Origin of the sequence: Gardnerella sp. KA00255 (genome assembly GCF_049244095.1) — a bacterium.
In the GTDB taxonomy this organism is placed as follows: Bacteria; Actinomycetota; Actinomycetes; order Actinomycetales; family Bifidobacteriaceae; genus Bifidobacterium; species Bifidobacterium vaginale_F.
In genome coordinates this window covers 1,470,029-1,490,616 of record NZ_CP058374.1, presented here as the reverse complement: position 1 = coordinate 1,490,616, position 20,588 = coordinate 1,470,029, and the positions used below count along the sequence as shown (strand labels likewise).

Genomic DNA, 20,588 nt, shown 5'->3' with positions numbered 1-20,588 from the left:
ACACAGTGGCGTTTTTTGTAGCAAAACCTGAGTTATTTGAGTTATTTGAGTTATTTCCTAAAACCCAATGTTTACAAGATTCAGGTTAAGCATCAAAGGCATCTCCGAGATGATGCTGAGTAGCGTGCTCAGCAGTGTCAGAATTATCGCAATCAAACTCACCCGCGTCCGCAGCATCAACGATCGCGAGCGCAGCTTCCGCAAGATCCGGTCGCAACGCATCCAGCCAGTGGATGCGCGCATCCCTACCAAACCAACCCATTTGTTTGCGCGCAAGTCGTCGAGTTTTCTGCGCAATATCCGCAAAAGCCTCATCCTCGCTCCACACACCATCCAAATAATCCATAATCTGCTGGTAGCCAAGAGCACGAGCTGCAGTCACACCCAATCGCCCTCGAATTGCGCGCACCTCATCCACAAAACCCTGCTCACGCATAATCCGCGTACGTAAATCCACGCGCTTATCCAAATCTTCGCGACGCAAATCTAAGCCAATTTGCACGCAATCAATCACATACTTATACTTCGGAAGCGTTGCGGAATAAGGCTTTCCCGTAAGCTCAATCACTTCAAGCGCGCGAATTGTACGTCGCGGATTGCGCGCATCCATATTAGCCGCAGCAACCGGATCCTTCTGCTTCAACTCATCGAAAAGCGCACCAGCTCCCTCCTTGCGCTCGCGATCCTCTAAAGCGGCTCTAATAGACTCATCCGTGCCCGGGAATGTAATATCATCCACGGCAGCACGCGCATACAATCCCGATCCTCCAACTAAAATCGGCCTCACACCGCGCGATTGCAACTCACTAATACACTGCCTAGCCAAGGTTTGGAAGCGCGCAACCGTCATCGTTTCTTCAGGATCAATAATGTCAAGCAAATGGTGAGGTACTTCCGCCTGCTCTTCCTCGCTCGCCTTCGCCGTGCCAATATCCATGTAACGATACATTTGATACGCGTCTGCGTTGATGATTTCCGCACGAATCCCACGCTCAGCTAATTTTTTCGCAAGCGCAATACCTAAACTTGTTTTACCGGAAGCTGTAGGACCGACTATCGAAATTACTTTAGGAGCACGATCCTGCTTATTTTCTGACATACTATACTCCTCGATTTCCCAACAAAATCACATTTCGCTAAATTTTTACTAGCTAAAATTTTCTGTATATTACTTCCATATTCCTTCTATATTTTTATTATTATCACATACTTATTCGAAACTCACTATTTACTACGCTTTTGTAGATTCAATGCACTTTCGTAAATTCACTGTACTTTCGTAAATTTACTACGCTTTCGTAAATTTGCTACGCTTTCGTAAATTTATTCTGTTAAATGCCACGCTATCAGCTATTTAGCAGTTTTCTGAGTATTATTAAAAGACGTGATACTTGATCGTCATAATCGCATAAATTCCGCAGAGCTGTATGCTCGCCTGCGAAGCGCTGATGCACTTGAAGCTAACGGTGACTCTATACCATCATTACCTGATGATCAAATAGATGCCTTCGTAAACATGATGCAAGTTTATGAAGGCGCAATGTATGAAATAAGCACTAAGCTCGAAATTCTCGACAGTGAATTCCAAGTTCGATTCTCACATGATCCGATTCATCATATGGAAAGACGCTTAAAATCAGTACACTCTATTTTTGAAAAGCTTCATCGTCGTAACCTTGATATTTCCACTCATGCAATCCGCGATAACCTTTTTGACGTTGCTGGAATACGCGTTATTTGCAACTATAGAGATGATGTTTACGCTGTTGCGCAATATCTTTCAGAACAAACAGATATTCAAGTATTGCGAGTAAAGGATTATATTAAAAATCCTAAGCCTAATGGATATAGAAGTTTGCACGTGATTTATGCAGTCCCAGTATTTCTTTCTTCTGGAGCGCATTACACTCCTGTTGAAGTCCAATTCCGTACTATCGCAATGGATTATTGGGCCAGCTTGGAACACGCGTTGCGTTATAAAGCGGATTTGCCGGATAGTAAGCTTGCTGAACATTCACAAACTTTGCTTGATTGCGCTTGTAATTTGCAAAAAATCGAAGCTCTTATGCAGGGAATTCACCGTGATATTAACGGCACTCCTCGCGTAGAAAATGCTCCACACTCGTAAATACGTGACTTAAATATATACGTAATTGCATATACGTAATTGCGCTATTCATTTGCACGCTATGCGTGACTTACGATACGTGACTTACTATACGTGCATTTACAATATATCTACTTGCGCAATACGTGCATTCATATTTTTATAAGGTAAAATTGTTAGTGTTATTCATATAGCAATTATCTATAATAGTATTTGTGTGATTGTTTATTATTAGTGAAATTTATTTAAGAAAAGGAGCGTTATGGCATATTACAACGAAAAATACGAGCAACAATATGGCGACGTTAAACAAACTATAAACACGAATGCAGTTTATGCATACGAGGAAGCAAAACGAACATCTGTAGCAAAAGTCTACGGAGAAATGACAGTAGGCTTGATTGTAACAGCACTAGTTGCAATGTTTTCACAGTCGACTGGCGCTTTTGAACAATTCCTCATCGCAACCGGAAAGTTAGGTTGGATTGGCATCGTATTAGTACAAGTCGCATTGTCTGCTTTCTTGGGAATACGAATTATGAAGATGAACGTAGTATTAGCTAGAATTATTTTCTACGCTTATGCTGCTATAACAGGATTCACTATTAGCATAATATTTGATATTTTCAAAATTAAATCTATTGTAATCGTATTCGCTCTTACAGCAGGATTCTTCTTGTGCTTAACTATGCTTGCACTAACTACAAAAATCAACATGCTTAAAGCTGGACCGATTATTTTTGCTGGATTAATAACACTTGTTATTGCTCAGTTTATTCTTATGTTCCTCACACCGAGCAACAATGCAATTAAGATAATTTCAGCCATTGGAATATTGGTTTTTGCTGGTCTTACTGCTTATGACGCTCAAAAGACTCGTGCTCTATTCGAAGAATACGATCAGCAACCTGAAGTTATCAAGAGAATATCAATTCTATGCGCTTTGCAACTTTACTTAGACTTCATAAATATGTTCGTCTATCTGTTGCAATTAATTGGAGATAGAAAAGATTAACTCGCGATTAATCAGTAATCTATTATGTCTGCTGAGATTTTATAATTTCAGCAGACATTTTATTTATATTCGTTAATACAACACAATGCAATCTGTGCTTACAACCCTGAGCAAGCTCGGCGAATTAAAAAAGCTTCAAGCGCGCAATGCAGCTTGAAGCTTGGTTAATTCGCGGATGAGGCGAGATTCGAACTCGCGGTAGGTTTCCCTACAACGGTTTTCAAGACCGTCTCCTTAGACCGCTCGGACACCCATCCATTTTGCGCACGAAAGCAATCAAATCACTGCCTTCAATGCACAAGGGTATAGCATATCATCACGTATAGAACGCAACACTCACGCTTCCCACTTAGTAGGCTCAATGACTTCCTTGCCACCCATATAAGCCTGCATAGCCTTTGGAATATCAATCGAACCATCTTCATGCTGATGATTTTCCAAAATAGCCACAAGCCAGCGAGTAGTAGCCAAAGTACCGTTAAGTGTACTAACTGGACGAGTTCCGCCATCTTCCATACGTTCACGCACATTCAAGCGACGAGCCTGATACTCAGTGCAGTTAGAAGTAGAAGTAAGCTCACGGTAACGACCCTGAGTTGGAACCCAAGCCTCGCAATCAAACTTACGAGCGGCAGAAGAACCAAGATCACCAGCAGCAGTATCAATAATGCGGTAAGGCACTTCCACCTTAGCAAGCATTTCCTGCTCCATACCGAGCAACTTCTGATGCTCAGCGCGAGAATCTTCCTGCTTGCAATAAACGAACATCTCAACCTTATCGAACTGATGCACGCGAATAATACCAGAAGTATCCTTTCCAGCAGCACCAGCTTCACGACGGTAGCAGCTCGACCAACCGCAATAACGCAAAGCACCATTGCTTAAGTCAAGAATCTCATCCTCGTGCATACCAGCCAAAGCAACCTCGGAGGTACCTACCAAATACTGATCATCTGGCTCACGCAAACGGTAAATCTCATCCGCATGAGAATTCAAGAAGCCAGTTCCGCGCATAACTTCTGGGCGCACAAGCGTTGGAGTAATCGCAAGCGTAAAACCGTGCTCTTCGGCTTGATCAACAGCCATAGTAAGCATTGCGATTTGCAAGCGAGCCACAGCACCGCGCAAGAAGTAGAAGCGAGAGCCTGCAACCTTCACGCCGCGACGCATATCAATTCCAGCAACGCCAGTTCCAAGAGCCAAATGATCCTTTGGCTCAAAACCTTCAGCTGCAAAATCACGAGGCGTACCAACCTTCTTAACTACAACGTAGTCGTCTTCTCCGCCTTCTGGCGCTTCATCTTCAACGATGTTAGAAAGCTTCCACATTGCTGTAGTGTAGTCGGCAGTAGCTTTTTCGGATTCAGCCTTGTATTCTGCAACCTTCGAAGCTAATTCTTTAGTCTCAGCAATAAGCGCAGCCTTTTCTTCGGCACTAGCTGTTGCAACCTTCTTACCAATAGCTTTTTGCTCAGCACGAGCGTCTTCAAAAGCCTTAAGAGCGGTTCGGCGCAAGTCATCGCTGCGCAATACTTCATCGACGAGTTCAACGGATTCACCACGCTTGCGCTGCGATTCCTTAACTACGTCGGCATGTTCACGAATAAATTGGATATCAAGCATGACTCCTAGCCTAGTGCCGCAAGACGACAGATGCATATAATAGGTATAAATAGTGCAAATAACCTATAACACGATATGAGTCACATATAAATACTTAAGTGTATAATTGCAGAACTTGATTCAATTCACAGCTGAATACAAATATAAATAAACACTATAAATAAACACTAAAGAATAAATAAATATTGGCAAATTTAAAAAATAATAAAAGCAAATATTAAAACAACTATCTAAATCTAACAGGAGCGAAAAATGGCAGTTATGCATGTTAAGCAAGAAGACTTCATGTCTGTTGTACGATCAAATGAAATTGTTTTCGTCGATTTCTGGGCAAAGTGGTGCGCTCCATGTCGAGCATTCGGACCAATTTTTGAAAAGGTAAGTGAAAATCACCCAGAAATCACATTTATTAAGGTCGATATTGACGAGAATCCAGATATAGCCGCGGAAGCTGAAATTCACTCTATTCCAACTATTAAAGTTATAAAGAATTGCGGAGAAATTTGGAATCATCAGGGATCTGTAACAGCCGAGGTACTTGAACTTGTTGTTGAGGAAGCGAAGAAACTTGACACGAGCGATGAAGACGATAGCGAAGATAGCGGCGATAACGAATAAGACGGAAACGAATAGAACAGCAGCAAAGCATAACCGTGCGATTAAATAAAGATTGAAATACCGCCATTCTCTTTGCGTGCGACTAATATACTAGTAGTTATGTCTATTGTTTAACTGATTAATTTTCAATATTGGTTAACGATTAATTAGACTGATTAAATTAATTAGTTAGTGTTTAATTAATTAGATTTGGATTGATTATCGCTTACTTGAAGAGGGAGGGATATGACCAGTCACCGCAAACATACAGTCACGCTTAAATCGCTGAGCATGCGTCAGTGGGCAATTTTGATTGCGTCTGTTATAAGCGCGATTGCTTTAGTGGTGCTTGTCGTTGTTTCTCGAAATTTTTACGAGTCATCAGCACCTCAGGCAACTCCTGTAACTTCTTATTCAGCTACAGAAAATCTCACTACGGTTTCTCGTGGCGCAGTTCGTGATGTTCTAAATAGCAATACTTCATACGTTACTGTTGTTATTAATGGGCATCATCGCACAATTTTAGGAACTAATTTTACAGATGTTCGTTCCGTGTTAAACGCTGGAGATATTACGCTTGAGCCTCACGATGTTGTAACGCCTTCTCTTGACACGAAAGTTAAAGAATCAACCGTTATCACAATTCAACGCGAAGGTGCTAAACTAGAAACTTCAGATGACGATATTGCTTTTAACGTTGTCAAAAAGGAAACTGCCGCGCTTCCAAAAGGCACTGAAAAAGTTCAGCAAAATGGCGTTAATGGCGTTATGGAAACAGCCAAGCTTGTTACGCATGTAGGCAAAAAAGTAGTATCGTCTAACATATTTGCCTCTTACGTTAAAAAAGCTCCTAAAGACAAGATCATACTTGTTGGAACAGGTGGCGAACTTGCAGGATCGCCAGCAGATATTTCACTCGGAACTACTGTACCAGCTGGAGAAATGCAAAATTGGGCGCATGATTGGCTTCTTTCCAACGGTTATAGCGAAGCTGATTTTACCGCCACGGTATTTATTATTTCTCACGAATCTGGTTGGCGCGTAAACGCAATGAATCCTTCTGGAGCTTACGGCTTGCCTCAAGCTCTTCCAGGCGGAAAAATGGCTTCTGCGGGCGCTGATTGGGCTACTAATTATCAGACTCAGCTCAAGTGGTTCTGGAATTATTGCAATCGTAGATACGGCTCGATACAAGGCGCATACCAGTATTGGATGGTTCATCACAACTACTAATCAGCCTTGCTAATACGTCAATTAGTAATAGGCCAAATCGAGATTCAAAAGCCAAATCCACAATCTAGACCCCAAAACTAGATTCCAAAGCTACGGCTTAGGCTGAGTTTTGATTTTAAAACTTACTTTCGTATTTACTAAATAAATTAATATTACTTAGTAAAATTATGCGATTACTGTGTATAGACTACTAACTTAAAACTGCACGTTATGTTCAGCATGCTATTTTCCGCATGTTACGACTTGCATGTTATTAGTTTGTTTTACGTCTTCACGCAGTAATCGCTTGATTATTTGTTATCGACTATTGTAGAAAGGATTAAAACGTGCCATTAACATCATGGTTGCATAAAAGCAAATGCGGCAAAACTGAATGCAGCAAATGCGATAATTTAAATCATGCTAAATTAAGTCATGCTTTAATAGGCGAAGAAGCGTATAAAGACAATCACCTTACTCGCGCAGCCTTGATATCACTGGCAATATTAACCTTCATAACATTCATAGGTAACTTCGCTCAGTTACAGCTCACAGCGGCATTGCCTACAATTGTTCGAGAATTCAATATAAGCGTTACAACAGGCCAATGGCTTACTTCAATATTCCAGCTAATTATGGCAATAATGGTGCCGCTAACAGCCTTTTTAACAAGGCGATTTTCCACTAGGCAAATAGTAATAACCTCTATGTGCTTATTCACTGCAGGCTCTATTTTAGCTTGGATAAGCACCGATTTTATTATGGCTCTAATCGGACGTACTCTAGAGGCGATTGGAACCGGAGTCATGTGGCCTGTATTGCAGATTACCGTATTTTCCGTCTACCCTCTTACGCGCAGAGGCATGGCAATGGGCAGCGTAGGCATGGCAATGAGTATCGCCCCGGCAATCGGCCCAACTATTGGCGGTTTGCAAACAGATTTCAACGGCTGGCGCTCAATCTTCTTATCTTTAACCGTAATAGGTTTTATTTCTATAATTCTCTCAGCATTTTTCTTGCATAATTTTGGCGAGCAAGATAAAAATGCGAAAGCTGATTTCTTCTCTGTAAGCCTATCAGTTATTGGCTTCGGAGGCTTAATGTTTGGATTCACAAATATTGAAGCTTACGGTATTACTCACCCAATGTCATGGGTGCCAATGATAGTAGGCGGCATTGGAATCATATGGTTTGTAATACGACAATTCCTTGATCAGAAGCGCGGTAAACTCCCCCTGCTTGGCTTAAGTGTGCTTAAAAATAAGTATTTTACAATTGGAACTATTTGCGCATGCTTAACATTTTTCGCTTTCAGCTCGATTATGGTTCTCATACCGCTTTACATTCAGGATGATCGCGGATTTTCTGCAACTATGAGCGGTCTTATACTTCTTCCTGGAGCTTTCGGCATGGCTATTTCGCAATTCTTAGGCGGACGCATGCTCGATCGTTTTGGAGTTAGACCAGTTGCTATGGCAGGATCTTTGATACTGCTTTTCGGCACTGTTATGATGAGTCTTATAGATATGCACACGTGGATTTGGTGGATTTCTATTTGGCAGTTTACAAGGCAGATTGGCATGGGATTCCTGCTAATGCCTATAACAACGTGGTCGCTTAACTGCTTGAAGCACGAAGAGCTTGGAGATGGATCTGCTGTAACTAACACTATGAGACAGCTTTGGGGTGCAATAGGCGCTCCAGTACTAGTTGTTACTATGACGGCATTAACTACTTGGCGTCATTCCAGCCTTGGCACGGGGCATGCAGCGGATGTTGCTGCTAGCATTTTTGGTGTTCAGTGGACTCTTAGAATCAGTGCGATTATTACAGCTATTATGGCTGTTATCGTGATTCTTGGGGTTAAAGGTGAAGGCGCAGGATCCGCTCACGCCTTAGCTAGAAGGGCGATTGCTAAAATGCGCGTATTGCATATTCCGCATTCTTCCGAGCACAAGGATGTTTTAAACGATCATACTCATCATCAATACTGAATCTTCGATTCGCCGAGCTTGCTCAAAGTTCCTTTATGATGGTGCTGAGTTGTCGGAGTTTCTCTCATCGCAAAATTTTTACATTGCTCTAAGAGAAACTCCGACAGCTCTTGGCATGTTTAGTCTTTTAATCTTCGACTAATCACCGAGATTTTTCAATTTTTCTTGCTCTCTCAGCGAGTCACCATCTAGCGACGCTGAGGCTCGCCTCTTTCGCTGCGAAAAATCTTAAATCTCTGCCTATGCCATAGTGCGCTTTAAGCTCTTTCGATGAGTGAGCTGACACAGAGCGGAAGTCCAGTGGACTTTACATGCCAAATCAGCCGAACGGCAATTAGCCGTGAGGAATAGAGCGCTAACGCGCGAGCAATACATTTCGCTCTGGGCGAAAAATCTTAAATCTCTGCCTAACTAATAGGATTGCGCGCTCAAGCAGGTCGTCACGCTACAAAAATATAGCTGTATAAACAAGAAAGGCTTACCGAAGTAAGCCTTTCAAAACCTGGAATCATTACCCGTCCCTAGCGGAAAACAAAACCAGTATCAACACTCAACACTCAAACCATCACACTCTAAACACTCGCTAGTAAGAAAAGGTAAATGGCAAACCAGCAAACACTTAAAACATGAACAGTCCGAGCAGTGGCGTGAAACACACGCTCCACGCCACAAGTTGAATGTGAAAATATTATTTAGTGACGGAACTTGCGAACAGCAGCACCGATGCCAGCGAGCATGGAAGCAGCCAAAGCAGTGAACATCACGGTAACACCAGTCTTGCTCAAAGGAGCAGCAGAAGCAGCAGCGGCAGTCTTAGTATCAAGCTTTGCACCAGCTGGAGCAGCCTTCTTATCAGCAGTCTTCTTACCAGGGAAGTTACCAGCCTTCTTCATGGCATCCAAAACTTCCTTAGCACCAGTATCGCAGCTCAAATCCTTAGCATGATGATTAGCAGAATCTAAGACAGCAGCAGCACGAGTACGGTTGTTATCAGCAACCTTAAGCAAACCGCCAGCCTGGTTCAACTTAACTTGAATCTCAGCAGCATTCTTATAGCCTTCTGGAGTATTCTTAGCAAGCTCATCCTTCTTATCCTCGTTAAGCTCAGCCTGAATATCCTTCACAGCAGCCTCAACGTGACCATAATGCTTTACAGCCTTCTGAAGCTGGCGACGAAGCTGACCCAAGTAATTGCAGTTGTCGCCACCCATGTTCTTCAAGATGTTAGCCCAACCAGTCTGCTTCAAACCGAACTCAAGCTTGTCGAGAAGAGCATCGTAAGCAGCAATGTTAGTCAAACCCTTCTTGATAAGCTCAGCGGTCAAACCCTTGTAGTTGGTGTAAAGAGTGCTGGTACCGAATGGGGAAACCATGGTAGCGCCAGATGGTTCATCAACACCCTTCAAAAGATTAACAAGATCAAGCTTTGGAGTCTTTGGATCAACAGGCTTTGGCTCTACAGGCTTAACACCCTTAAGCTTGTTAAGAGCCTCCTGCTTCTCGTTAACCTTCTTCTGAGCAGCCTCAACTTCCTTGTTCTTATCGTCAAGCGTCTTCTTAGAAGTAGCAGCCTTATCAGCAGCAGTGGTGTACTTAGTGTAAGCCTTACCAGCGTCGGACTGAGGCTTATCCTTAGCTTCCTTGCGCTCCGCTTCAGAGAACTTCATAAAAGCAGCGTAAGCGTCATCAGAAGCTTCCTGATCTTTCTCAGCAGCACGCTTAAGTGCTGGAACTTCAGACTGCTTATCAGCTAATTCAGACTTAGCTTCCTTAAGTTCCTTCTCAGCATTAGCAATCTCAGCTGACTTATCAGGAGCAACGGTAACAATATTATTCCAATCAGGATTAGCCATAGCTGGGGCGGCGAAAGCCAAACCAGAAACGAGGGTGGCGCCAGCAGCGAGAGCGGCGATAGCCTTCTTATTTAACATAATAATTTCCTTTCTTCTTCTCCTTCGCACTAGGGTATGCGAAGAAAAATTTGCACCACGGTTGTCTTGAAACAATTCGCGGTATCGCCAGCCTTAAAATCTAGGGCGGCTGACGTTTGCTTTTAAGATACCCCCCCCCCGTTTGAAAAAGTCAAGAGCCAATCAACCCGCGCTTATCCACAATTTAAATAAAATATTTTAATAAAACACGATAAACAAACCCAAAACCGTAAAAAATACAGTATCAAACTTGTTTTTATATTAAAAAATGAATTTTCAAGAATTTTCAAGAATTTTCCCAGGAAACTCTCAGGAAACTCTTCTGCACTCCCCCAAGAACCATCAGAATCGTTGCAATATCGCCGCTCTTGCGCGACACGCCGATACCCCATTTGCGTAAGCGCGACCAAATTCCAAATGCAATACCAAATAAATCACCCTGCCTTCGTCAATAAAAACGAACACAAGACGATTTATCTGATCGTTTGAAACTAGGTTACGAAAACCAGCTAAAACATCACATCAAACATATAAAATCGTATGTAAACCATAAATTCACAAATTAATATCAAGGCGATTAATAAAAATTCACGCGCAAAGGAGGGGAAATGACAGCGAAAACACTAACTACGATAAATACAAGCATAATAGACGCAAATACGACATCTGCAAAAACTGTAATATCTAAGAAGTTTTCAAAAGAACCAAAAAACACGAAGTCAAATCACCCTTCTGCACTAACTCCCTCGATTGTGCAAAAACTTTGCGCGCCAGTTGCGAGAAAACTCGGCGTAAAAGAACTATACTTGTTCGGATCTGTTGCTAAAGGAACAGCAAATCAGAACTCAGACGTGGATTTTATATACGAAATGCAAAACGATTCAAGTATAGATTGCGAAACCGCTTACATCGTGAGCAAAAAGCAAATGCTCACGGAAGCACTATCTAAATGCTTAGGCAGAAAAATCGACCTTGTTAACAAACGTTACGTAACACAACCGCTAGTAAACGAAGATGCCGAACTTCAGCGAAAAGCATTCGTAACAGAAATCAACACACAACCAATTTTCCAAATTGTGTGAAATTGACTTTTTGAAACTTAAACTAATCTATTTAAAACATAGCACACGCAAATAATCAAAGGCCAAACAATGAGCAAAGCCAGCAAATCAAACGACATGGTTCATGTTGCAGCGATACGCAAATACTTGCGCGCTGCCGCTAGATTTATAAGCGATATTTCTTTTGATCAGTTTGTCGAGGACGAAGAAAAACAATATGCCGTAGCTCATGCAATTGAGCAAGCTGGCGAACATGTGAAAAAGCTCTCGAAATCATTCCGTGAAAATACTAACGATATTGAATGGAAGAAAATCGCTGGAATGCGTGACTGCATTGTGCACAATTATGAAGGAATAGACTTGGAGCTTTTATACACGTCAGTGTCACGCGACTCTAAACAAGTTATTGAAATTCTCACAGAATATATCAACAAAAACAAAAGCTCTTATTCAGACGATTTGCTTGATTTTACTCGTGTAAACAAATTAGGCAACTACTGATTTTAAAAACTTGCTAACACTTACCAACGCTCAAGCAGGTCGTCAGCGCACCATAACCACAACCAAATTCCCAATGCAATACCAAATAAATCACCCTGCCTTCGTCTTTACTGACTCAGGCAGTCCTCGCTTGCGTTGAAAGTCCACTGGACTTTCAACTTTAAGCAAGCTCGGCGCTCCGAGTTGCTTTTGTGTACTTAAGTGACGTGTCGGTAAACAAGTCCGCCAAACGTCGGAATGAAAACACGCCAAATACTTGAATAGAATCCATTAAGACCTACTAACACTTACCAACGCTCGCTAGTTAGTAAAATGTTTACTCTTTTTACGACGCCAATAAATTTCCTAACCAATGTTGCTAAGCTCTCGGAGTTTCTCTCATCGCAAAATTTTTACATTGCTCTAAGAGAAACTCCGACAGCTCTTGTCATGTTTAGTCTTTTAATCTTCGGTTAATCACCGAGATTTTTCAATTTTTCTTGCTCTCTCAGCGAGTCACCATCTAGCGACGCTGAGGCTCGCCTCTTTCGCTGCGAAAAATCTCAAATCTCTGCCTAATTAATGGGATTGCGCTCTTTAAGTTTCTTCGATGAGTGAGCTGTTACTGCATGCGCGATGGAAAGTGATACTAAAGATCTCTTTCGCTGCAAAATCGGGTTAATTCCCAAAAAGTGTGTACAGAATTTCTTGTTGTTGTTCATATTTGAGGCGTGTCAGGTGTAGTACATGCTTAAAAAGCATGTATGAAGAACAAGTCTTGCAATGATCCCGTTTGTGGTGTATGCGGTAACGGCCTAGTTAGTAGATATAAATAGTGAGAAAGAAATGTAGTAATAGCAGCTATTATCGAATCCTAACAGTACTTGGCAAACGGTGTCCTATTGACAAATTCATAGATGATTACGTGAAAGATGAGCGAAATACGCTAACGACACGCAGATTCTGTACACACATTTTGTGGAATAACCCACTTTTTGGGAAATAACCCGAAATAACCCTGAACAAGTGACAAGCGACATAAAAAAAACCGGGGCAGATGCGCTTTCGCACTTCCGCCCCTCAAAACCTTAAGGTTTTCAAGCACTTTCAATTATATCTTTAACATACCCAACTGTCAATAATAGTACAAATAAAAGTAAGCACTGAGTTAAATTTAGTCATTTTATAATACTCTTTTGTGTACTCAGATGCCTTTTTTATAAAATCCTCAGCAAGGTCTTGAATAATACTTTTTGATCATTAAAGCATTCATCACACTGATAATTCCTAGATAGAAATTTCTTATGCATATATGCAGTTATCACTATTTCTTTCATCTTCGCATTACACATATTTGATTGCCTAGCACGCTTCTTAAAGCCTACAGCTTCAATCTCTTTAATAACTTCTTCAAGAACAATAACATCATTAGAACTTTTTTCAGTAATTCCATCCAATATTGAATTAGAATGAGCACAAGCATTACGAACAGATTTTACCCTACACAATAGGTGATGTTCCTTCTGCATCTCTCTGTTCTTCCATTGTTTTGCGCAAAAACGATAAAATCTTAACAATGTTCCGAATGTAATACTTTCAACAAATACCCAAATTGGCATTTCACCTGTATACTTTGATGCTGATTCTCTGCTATATTTTCCATCTTTAAGTCGTTCTAATTCAGCAATTAGTCTTTTGCGGTCATCGTCATTAAGACTAGACATGTAATCTTTAACAATGGAATACCCATCTTCTTTAGAATTTTCAGTAAACATTTTCATTAACTTAACTTTTGACTCATGCTCTATAGATAGAGTTATTAGAAGTAAAAGTCTTTGAAATATCCTATTAAGCTGCTCTATTTTACATAATTGATCAAAATCCAAGTCAATATACTGACCATCCCCAGATCCACCAACTCTCTTGCTAAACAATTTTTTATATGAACAAGTTTCAAAATAGTATGAGAAAGTCGAAAGATAGGAAATTGCAGAATCTTCAGATTGTTTATTAAAAGTTATACCTTGTTTCTTAAGATGTTCTATCTGATCTGGCAACGAAAGTTTTACAGGTAATTCATTAATTACACATACTTCCTCTGTACCCGAATCGCATTTATTATCCATTACTACATCTTTTCCTTTTCCAAATTATAGATAAAGATACTTTATTTTTGCGAATACTATGCAGATAGCATTCGCTGACTCTATCCTCTTTGGGTAACAATTTACTTTGATTTACTTCATGCGCTTAGCACAACCCCAATAAGCCACAAACAACACTACAAAACACACAATTAAGTCACACACAAGCCATATAACTTCTAACAATTACATGCATCAGCGCACATAAAACAATTCTACAAAACACTACAGGAAAAGCCACGCGATGCGCATTACGCTTTAAGTTTCCAACAAGAACACTGTGCAGCATCAGTACGAAACAGTCAAACTACTCGCACAGCAGATAGTAAATAAAAAAGGCTTCCGAGTGAACGACCCTAGTATCATCCACTCGAAAGCCAACACACTTAACAAACCAGAAAACTCACAACCCTAGTCTTAACACTGTGAAGAAAAGAAAAACAGCAAAACAATGCTAAAACCAAACAAGCCAGAAGAAATCCGGTAAAACCAACATGATGCTTCCCTATAAAACACCACATCAATCGTTAAGTGCAAATCTAAAAACTGGGCTTAAACTCACAAACTAAGAAACACAACCTAGGACGAAGCCTAAGCCCAATCAAAACAAGCACTCAACAGCCTAAACTTTAAAGCCTAAACTTTAAAGCCTAAACCTTAAACGCTTTAACGTTTAAACGCTTGTTTTTGTTAAATTAAATTTAGTGACGGAACTTGCGAACAGCAGCACCAATGCCAGCGAGCATGGAAGCAGCCAAAGCAGTGAACATCACGGTAACACCAGTCTTGCTCAAAGGAGCAGCAGAAGCAGCAGCGGCAGCCTTGGTATCAAGCTTTGCACCAGCTGGAGCAGCAGCACCATTCTTACCGGCTTCCTTCTTAGCTTCACCCTTCTTAGGAGCAGCCTTCTGAGTCTTCTTAGCAGCAGCCTGAACATCCTTACCAAACTCGCCGCTCAAAGACTTAGAATAAAGATCGCGAGCACCTGGAACGGTTGGGAAGTTTGGAGCCAAAGGATCAGCAGTCACAACAGCTGGCAACAAAGCTGGGTTAATACCCATAGCAATAGCCTCATTGTAAACAGCCTTGTAATACTCTAAAGCCTTATTATACTCATCAACAGCCTTCTTAACATCCTTCAAAGCATCATCGTAAGCATTCTGAGCATCTCCAAGGGCTGCAGAAACGCGAACGAGATGAGCGACAGCGCGATTGTAAACATCAACTAAACGATCGCGAGCAGCAGAATCATTCACGCCAGAAGCATCGAACTTATCGATAGCAGCTTTAGCAGCATCAACAGCAGCTTTACGAGCCTTAAACTCAGCAGTAGCAGCATTCAAAGCCTTGAAAGCACCATCGAAAGCCTTCTGCTTCTTATTAAGGATATCTTCCTTATTATCCAAGTCCTGCTTAGCGTCGTAAACCTTCTTAATCTCAGCACGATTAAGCTCATCCTTAGTTGGATCTGGAGTTGCGCAATCCTCTGCATCCTGAGCCTCGACATACTTATCCTTAAGCTCGTTCACCTTGGTCTGCTGAGCATTCTTAGCATCTAAAGCCTTCTTATGAGCAGCCATACCATCTACAAAAGCCTTAGCAGCCTCATAATTTTTTCCAGTTCCCTGTGCGTCAGCCTTAAGAACATAAACTTCGCCGAGCTTCTCATAAAAAGCTTTTACGGCAGGATCAGTTGGATCAGTAGGCTCTGCTGGAACAGTCATAGCTTCCAAAACAGCTTTAGCATCACTATAAGCTTTGTGAGCAGCCTTAGTAGCAGCCTTAGCAACACTCATGAGTGGTGGATTAGCTGGGCAAGCAGCGAAGGATGGTGTGGCGAAAGCCAAACCAGAAACGAGGGTGGCGCCGGCAGCAAGAGCGGCGATAGCCTTCTTATTTAACATAATAATTCCTTTCTTCTTCTCCACAGCACCATTTAGCACCGTGAAAATTAAATCACTGCAAAACTTTTACTAAAGTTCAAAGCAGTGCATCAGCAAGTTATACACAAGCTAATGTTGCTTTTAAGATACCCCCCCCCGTTTGAAAAAGTCAAGAGCCAATCAACCCATGCTTATACACAATTTAAATAAAATATTTTAATAAAACACGATAAACAAACCCTAAACCGTAAAAAATACAGTATAAAACTTGTTTTTATATTAAAAAATGAATTTTCAAGAATTTTCAAGAATTTTCCCAGGAAACTCTCAGGAAACTCTTCCGCGCTCCCCCAAGAACACTTAAAACCGTTGCAATATCGCCACTCTCGCACGACACGCCGATAGCCCATTTGCGTAGATAAACAAAAAAACGACCCAACCAACAGAACGCGCTAAAATAACGCAATCTGCTAGTTGAGCCGTTTCAAAGATTTGACTCTAGTTAATCCTAATCGTTGTAATCGCTCTGACCACCTTGATCGTCAAGGTAATCATCTGGATTAAACTCATCGCCAATAGCCATGTCGCCAAAATCGATGTTCGAGAAGTCAACTTCACCCATATCGGTTGCACCGAAGTTAGACGGAGTATTGTCAACGTTCCCCAAACCAAAGTTTGGATACATGCGCTCACGTGCTTCCGGAGTTGCATCTACGTGAGAATTGCGGTAACGAGCCAAACCAGTACCAGCTGGGATGAGCTTACCGATAATCACATTCTCCTTCAAGCCCTTAAGATCATCTTCCTTCTGGCTCAAAGCAGCTTCAGTAAGAACGCGAGTAGTTTCCTGGAACGATGCGGCGGAAAGCCACGAATCAGTAGCCAAGGAAGCCTTAGTAATACCCATGAGTTCTGGTCGACCAGCAGCAGGCTTGCCACCATTCTTCACAGTCTCGAGATTAATCTCACGGAACTTAGTCTGATCAATAAGCTCGCCTGGAAGCAAATCGGTATCTCCAGAGTCAATCACAGTAATACGACGAAGCATTTGGTGAACAATAACCTCAATATGCTTATCGTGAATATCTACACCCTGCGAACGATACACATTGTGCACTTCTTCAACAATGTTGACCTGGGCTGCACGAGTACCGAGAATTCGAAGAATCTTCTTAGGATCCACAGAACCCTCAATAAACTGCGTACCAACTTCAACATGCTCATGATCCTTCACAAGCATTGGAGCGCGGCGAGTTACTGGATACTCGATTGGTTCCACGGTCGTATCATCTGGAATCAACTTAACAATGCGACCCTGAGTTGGACTATCCTGAATTTCAACAGTTCCAGAGAACTCAGCGATTGGAGCCTCGCCCTTAGGAGTACGAGCTTCGAAAAGCTCCGTAACACGAGGAAGACCCTGCGTAATATCAGAAGCAGAAGCAACACCACCGGAGTGGAAGGAACGAAGTGTTAACTGCGTACCAGGTTCACCAATGGACTGTGCTGCAACAATACCAACAGCTTCACCAACGTCAACCAAAGAGCTTGTAGCCAAAGACCAGCCATAGCACTTTGCACAAACGCCACGCTTGGATTCGCAAGTGAGCACGGAACGAGCCTTAACTTCTTCAACACCGTGAGCAACCAAATCGCGAAGCACAGACATAGAGAGTGCATCTCCACGCTTTGCCAACACTGTTGTTCCATCTGAAGGGTCAATCACGTCTGCAGCAAGCAAACGAGAGTATGGACCACCATCAGCGGCTTTTACAAGAGTTAAGTTGCCGTCAGCATCACGATCAGCAATCTTCATGTCAAGACCACGCTTAGTACCGCAATCTTCTTCACGAACGATAACTTCCTGAGAAACATCAACAAGCTTACGAGTCAAGTAACCAGATTCTGCTGTACGAAGTGCGGTATCTGCCAAGCCCTTACGAGCACCGTGCTGAGAAATGAAGTACTCCAAGACGGAAAGGCCATCGCGGTAATTCGACTTCACAGGACGAGGAATAATCTCACCCTTAGGGTTAGCCACCAAACCACGCATACCAGCAATCTGACGAATCTGCATCCAGTTACCACGTGCGCCTGACTGAACCATGATGTTCACATTGTTATCATCATGGAAGTTCTCACGCATGGCTTCTGCAACCTTATCAGTGCACTCAGTCCACAAGTTGATCAACTCTTGACGACGTTCCTCATCGGTTAAATCACCAATGGTCTCGTAGCGCATGTTAATCTTTGCGGCCTGATCCTCATAATATTGCGCAATCTCTTCACGATTTGGAGGAAGAACAATATCAGAGAATGCCATAGTTACGCCAGACCATGGAGCGCGAGTGAAGCCAAGATCCTTCAAAGCATCCAATGTGGCTGCAACTTGCGCCGTTGGGTAACGCGTAGCAATATCGTCAACGATCTTAGAAAGCACGCCCTTAGGTACTTGCATGTTTACGAATGGATAATCCACTGGCAAAGTTTCGTTGAACAACACACGTCCATAAGACGTTGCGAACAAAACAGTTCCATCGGAGAATCGCTCTTCGTGAACGACTTCTGAGCTACCTGGTTCAGGATCCACAACCTTCAAATCTCCTGGCTCCCAATTTTCAGGAAGCACGAAATCCTTAGGCATACGAATCAAAACCTTGGCTTGCATATCAATCTCATGCTTGTCGAGAGCCATTTGAGCTTCAGCGAGCGAAGAGAATATGCGACCTTGACCCTTGGCACCGTCAATTACGGTAGACAAGTAGTAAAGACCCAAAATCATATCCTGAGATGGCATAGTCACAGTGTGACCGTCTGCTGGCTTCAAAATATTGTCAGATGCCATCATCAAAGTACGAGCTTCAGCTTGAGCTTCAGCAGAAAGAGGTAAGTGGACTGCCATCTGGTCACCATCGAAGTCAGCGTTGAATGCTGCGCAAGCAAGTGGTGGCAAGTGGATTGCTTTACCTTCAACCAAAATTGGCTCAAATGCCTGAATACCCAAGCGGTGAAGTGTAGGAGCGCGGTTAAGAAGAACTGGATGCTCGGAAATAACTTCTTCCAAAACACTCCAAACTTCAGAATCGCCGCGATCTACCAAGCGCTTAGCGCTCTTCATATTCTGGGCAAATCCTTGATCTACCAAACGCTTAATAACGAATGGCTTGAACAATTCCAAAGCCATTGGCTTAGGCAAACCGCATTGATGCATGCGCAAGCTTGGGCCGACGACGATTACGGAACGACCAGAATAATCTACACGCTTACCAAGCAAGTTCTGACGGAATCGACCTTGCTTACCTTTAAGCATATCTGAAAGCGACTTTAATGGACGGTTTGACGCGCCAGTTACAGGGCGACCGCGACGACCATTATCGAAGAGCGAATCAACAGCTTCCTGAAGCATACGCTTTTCGTTATTAAGCATGATCTCAGGAGCGCCAAGCTCAATAAGTCGCTTCAAACGATTGTTTCGATTAATAACGCGACGATACAAATCGTTCAAATCAGAAGTTGCAAAACGGCCACCATCAAGCTGAACCATTGGTCGCAAATCTGGTGGAATAACTGGAATAACATCCAAAACCATAGCTTCTGGCTTATTACCAGTGGTTAAGAACGCGTTCACAACCTTCAATCGCTTCAAAGCGCGAGCCTTACGCTGACCAGAGCCAGTGTCGATTTCTTCACGAAGTTCTGCAGCAGCAGCCTTCAAATCGAAATCTTGCAAACGCTTCTTAATAGCTTCAGCGCCCATGCATCCCTGGAAGTAATCGCCATAACGATCTTCCATTTCACGCCATAGGTCTACATCGCCTTCCATATCGCCTGGGCGAATTTCCTTAAAGCGGCTGAAGACTGCATCCAAACGCTTAATTTGTTCGTCGTAACGCTGGCGGATTGAAGACATTTCGCGCTCTGCACTAGAACGAAGCTTAGCCTTTGAAGCACTTTTAGCTTCGCCTGATTCTTCAAGCTCACGCAAATCTTCTTCAACCTTTTTAGCGCGAGATTCTATTTCGTTATCACGACGCTTTTCAAGGTTTGCGATTTCTGTATCGAACTCGTCCTGCAAATCAGGCATATCCTGCTGACGCTGCTCAACATCTACACTTGTAACCATATAGGCTGCAAAATAGATAACCTTTTCCAAGTTCTTTGGAGCAATGCCAAGCAAGTAACCTAAACGGCTAGGAACACCTTTGAAGAACCAAATGTGTGTAACCGGAGCTGCAAGCTCGATATGACCCATGCGCTCACGACGAACGCGGCTACGAGTAACCTCAACGCCGCATCGCTCGCACACAATGCCCTTAAAACGAACGCGCTTATACTTACCGCATGCGCATTCCCAATCCCTAGTCGGACCGAAAATCTGTTCACCGAACAGACCGTCTTTTTCCGGCTTCAAGGTACGGTAATTAATGGTTTCTGGCTTCTTTACTTCACCGTGGCTCCATCCGCGAATGTCGTCAGCGGTAGCCAGTCCAATCCTCAATTTGTCAAATGTGTTGACGTCCAGCACTCTTATTGTCCTGTCT

The 20,588-nt window shown here is 42.5% G+C and carries 13 protein-coding genes and 1 tRNA gene; 7 read left to right on the top strand and 7 right to left on the bottom strand.

The features are described from left to right. Positions 1-85: 85 nt before the first annotated feature. A complete protein-coding gene (gene miaA / locus HXT51_RS05885) occupies positions 86-1,099 on the bottom strand; it encodes a tRNA (adenosine(37)-N6)-dimethylallyltransferase MiaA (RefSeq protein ID WP_421776411.1) in 1,014 nt (337 codons plus the stop codon). Positions 1,100-1,423: 324 nt separating this feature from the next. Here miaA and HXT51_RS05880 point away from each other — a divergent pair, with 324 nt between their 5' ends. Then, positions 1,424-2,128, top strand: coding sequence for a GTP pyrophosphokinase (locus HXT51_RS05880; RefSeq protein WP_421776837.1), 705 nt, complete (start codon positions 1,424-1,426; stop codon positions 2,126-2,128). A 241-nt stretch (positions 2,129-2,369) separates the two neighbouring features. Further along, entirely contained in the window at positions 2,370-3,122 is a 753-nt protein-coding gene (locus HXT51_RS05875; RefSeq protein ID WP_103084703.1) for a Bax inhibitor-1/YccA family protein, read from the top strand. Between the two features lie 172 nt (positions 3,123-3,294). On the opposite strand, the gene HXT51_RS05870 is transcribed toward HXT51_RS05875, so the two are convergent. Together HXT51_RS05870 and serS are read right to left on the bottom strand one after the other, a co-directional pair. After that, positions 3,295-3,379 (bottom strand) — tRNA-Ser (locus HXT51_RS05870). 79 nt (positions 3,380-3,458) lie between these two features. Continuing rightward, the gene (serS, locus tag HXT51_RS05865) at positions 3,459-4,745 is read right to left on the bottom strand and encodes a serine--tRNA ligase (RefSeq protein WP_421776410.1); all 1,287 of its coding nucleotides are present in this window, start codon (positions 4,743-4,745) and stop codon (positions 3,459-3,461) included. 252 nt (positions 4,746-4,997) lie between these two features. Between serS and HXT51_RS05860 the strand changes: the two genes are divergently transcribed. From HXT51_RS05860 to HXT51_RS05850, 3 genes are all read left to right on the top strand, one after another. Beyond that, the gene (locus tag HXT51_RS05860; RefSeq protein ID WP_421776409.1) at positions 4,998-5,363 is read left to right on the top strand and encodes a thioredoxin family protein; all 366 of its coding nucleotides are present in this window, start codon (positions 4,998-5,000) and stop codon (positions 5,361-5,363) included. Between the two features lie 225 nt (positions 5,364-5,588). Further along, positions 5,589-6,575 carry a G5 domain-containing protein gene (locus tag HXT51_RS05855; RefSeq protein WP_421776408.1) on the top strand — a complete coding sequence of 329 codons (987 nt, stop codon included), beginning with the start codon at positions 5,589-5,591 and terminating at the stop codon, positions 6,573-6,575. 326 nt (positions 6,576-6,901) lie between these two features. Next, on the top strand, positions 6,902-8,548 hold the full coding sequence (locus HXT51_RS05850) for an MDR family MFS transporter (RefSeq protein WP_421776407.1): 1,647 nt from the start codon (positions 6,902-6,904) through the stop codon (positions 8,546-8,548). Positions 8,549-9,240: 692 nt separating this feature from the next. Here HXT51_RS05850 and HXT51_RS05845 read toward each other — a convergent pair. After that, on the bottom strand, positions 9,241-10,479 hold the full coding sequence (locus tag HXT51_RS05845) for a hypothetical protein (RefSeq protein ID WP_421776406.1): 1,239 nt from the start codon (positions 10,477-10,479) through the stop codon (positions 9,241-9,243). A gap of 608 nt (positions 10,480-11,087) precedes the next feature. Between HXT51_RS05845 and HXT51_RS05840 the strand changes: the two genes are divergently transcribed. Further along, positions 11,088-11,561 (top strand): nucleotidyltransferase family protein, encoded by a 474-nt coding sequence (locus HXT51_RS05840; RefSeq protein ID WP_415691795.1) that lies wholly within the window; start codon positions 11,088-11,090, stop codon positions 11,559-11,561. Between the two features lie 69 nt (positions 11,562-11,630). Continuing rightward, the gene (locus HXT51_RS05835; protein WP_415691794.1) at positions 11,631-12,041 is read left to right on the top strand and encodes a DUF86 domain-containing protein; all 411 of its coding nucleotides are present in this window, start codon (positions 11,631-11,633) and stop codon (positions 12,039-12,041) included. A 1,196-nt stretch (positions 12,042-13,237) separates the two neighbouring features. On the opposite strand, the gene HXT51_RS05830 is transcribed toward HXT51_RS05835, so the two are convergent. The 3 genes from HXT51_RS05830 to HXT51_RS05820 form a co-directional block, all read right to left on the bottom strand. Continuing rightward, entirely contained in the window at positions 13,238-14,146 is a 909-nt protein-coding gene (locus HXT51_RS05830; protein WP_421776405.1) for an Abi family protein, read from the bottom strand. Between the two features lie 719 nt (positions 14,147-14,865). Then, positions 14,866-16,068, bottom strand: coding sequence for a hypothetical protein (locus HXT51_RS05825; RefSeq protein WP_421776404.1), 1,203 nt, complete (start codon positions 16,066-16,068; stop codon positions 14,866-14,868). Positions 16,069-16,555: 487 nt separating this feature from the next. Further along, positions 16,556-20,572 (bottom strand): DNA-directed RNA polymerase subunit beta', encoded by a 4,017-nt coding sequence (locus tag HXT51_RS05820; RefSeq protein ID WP_415691793.1) that lies wholly within the window; start codon positions 20,570-20,572, stop codon positions 16,556-16,558. Positions 20,573-20,588: the final 16 nt, after the last annotated feature.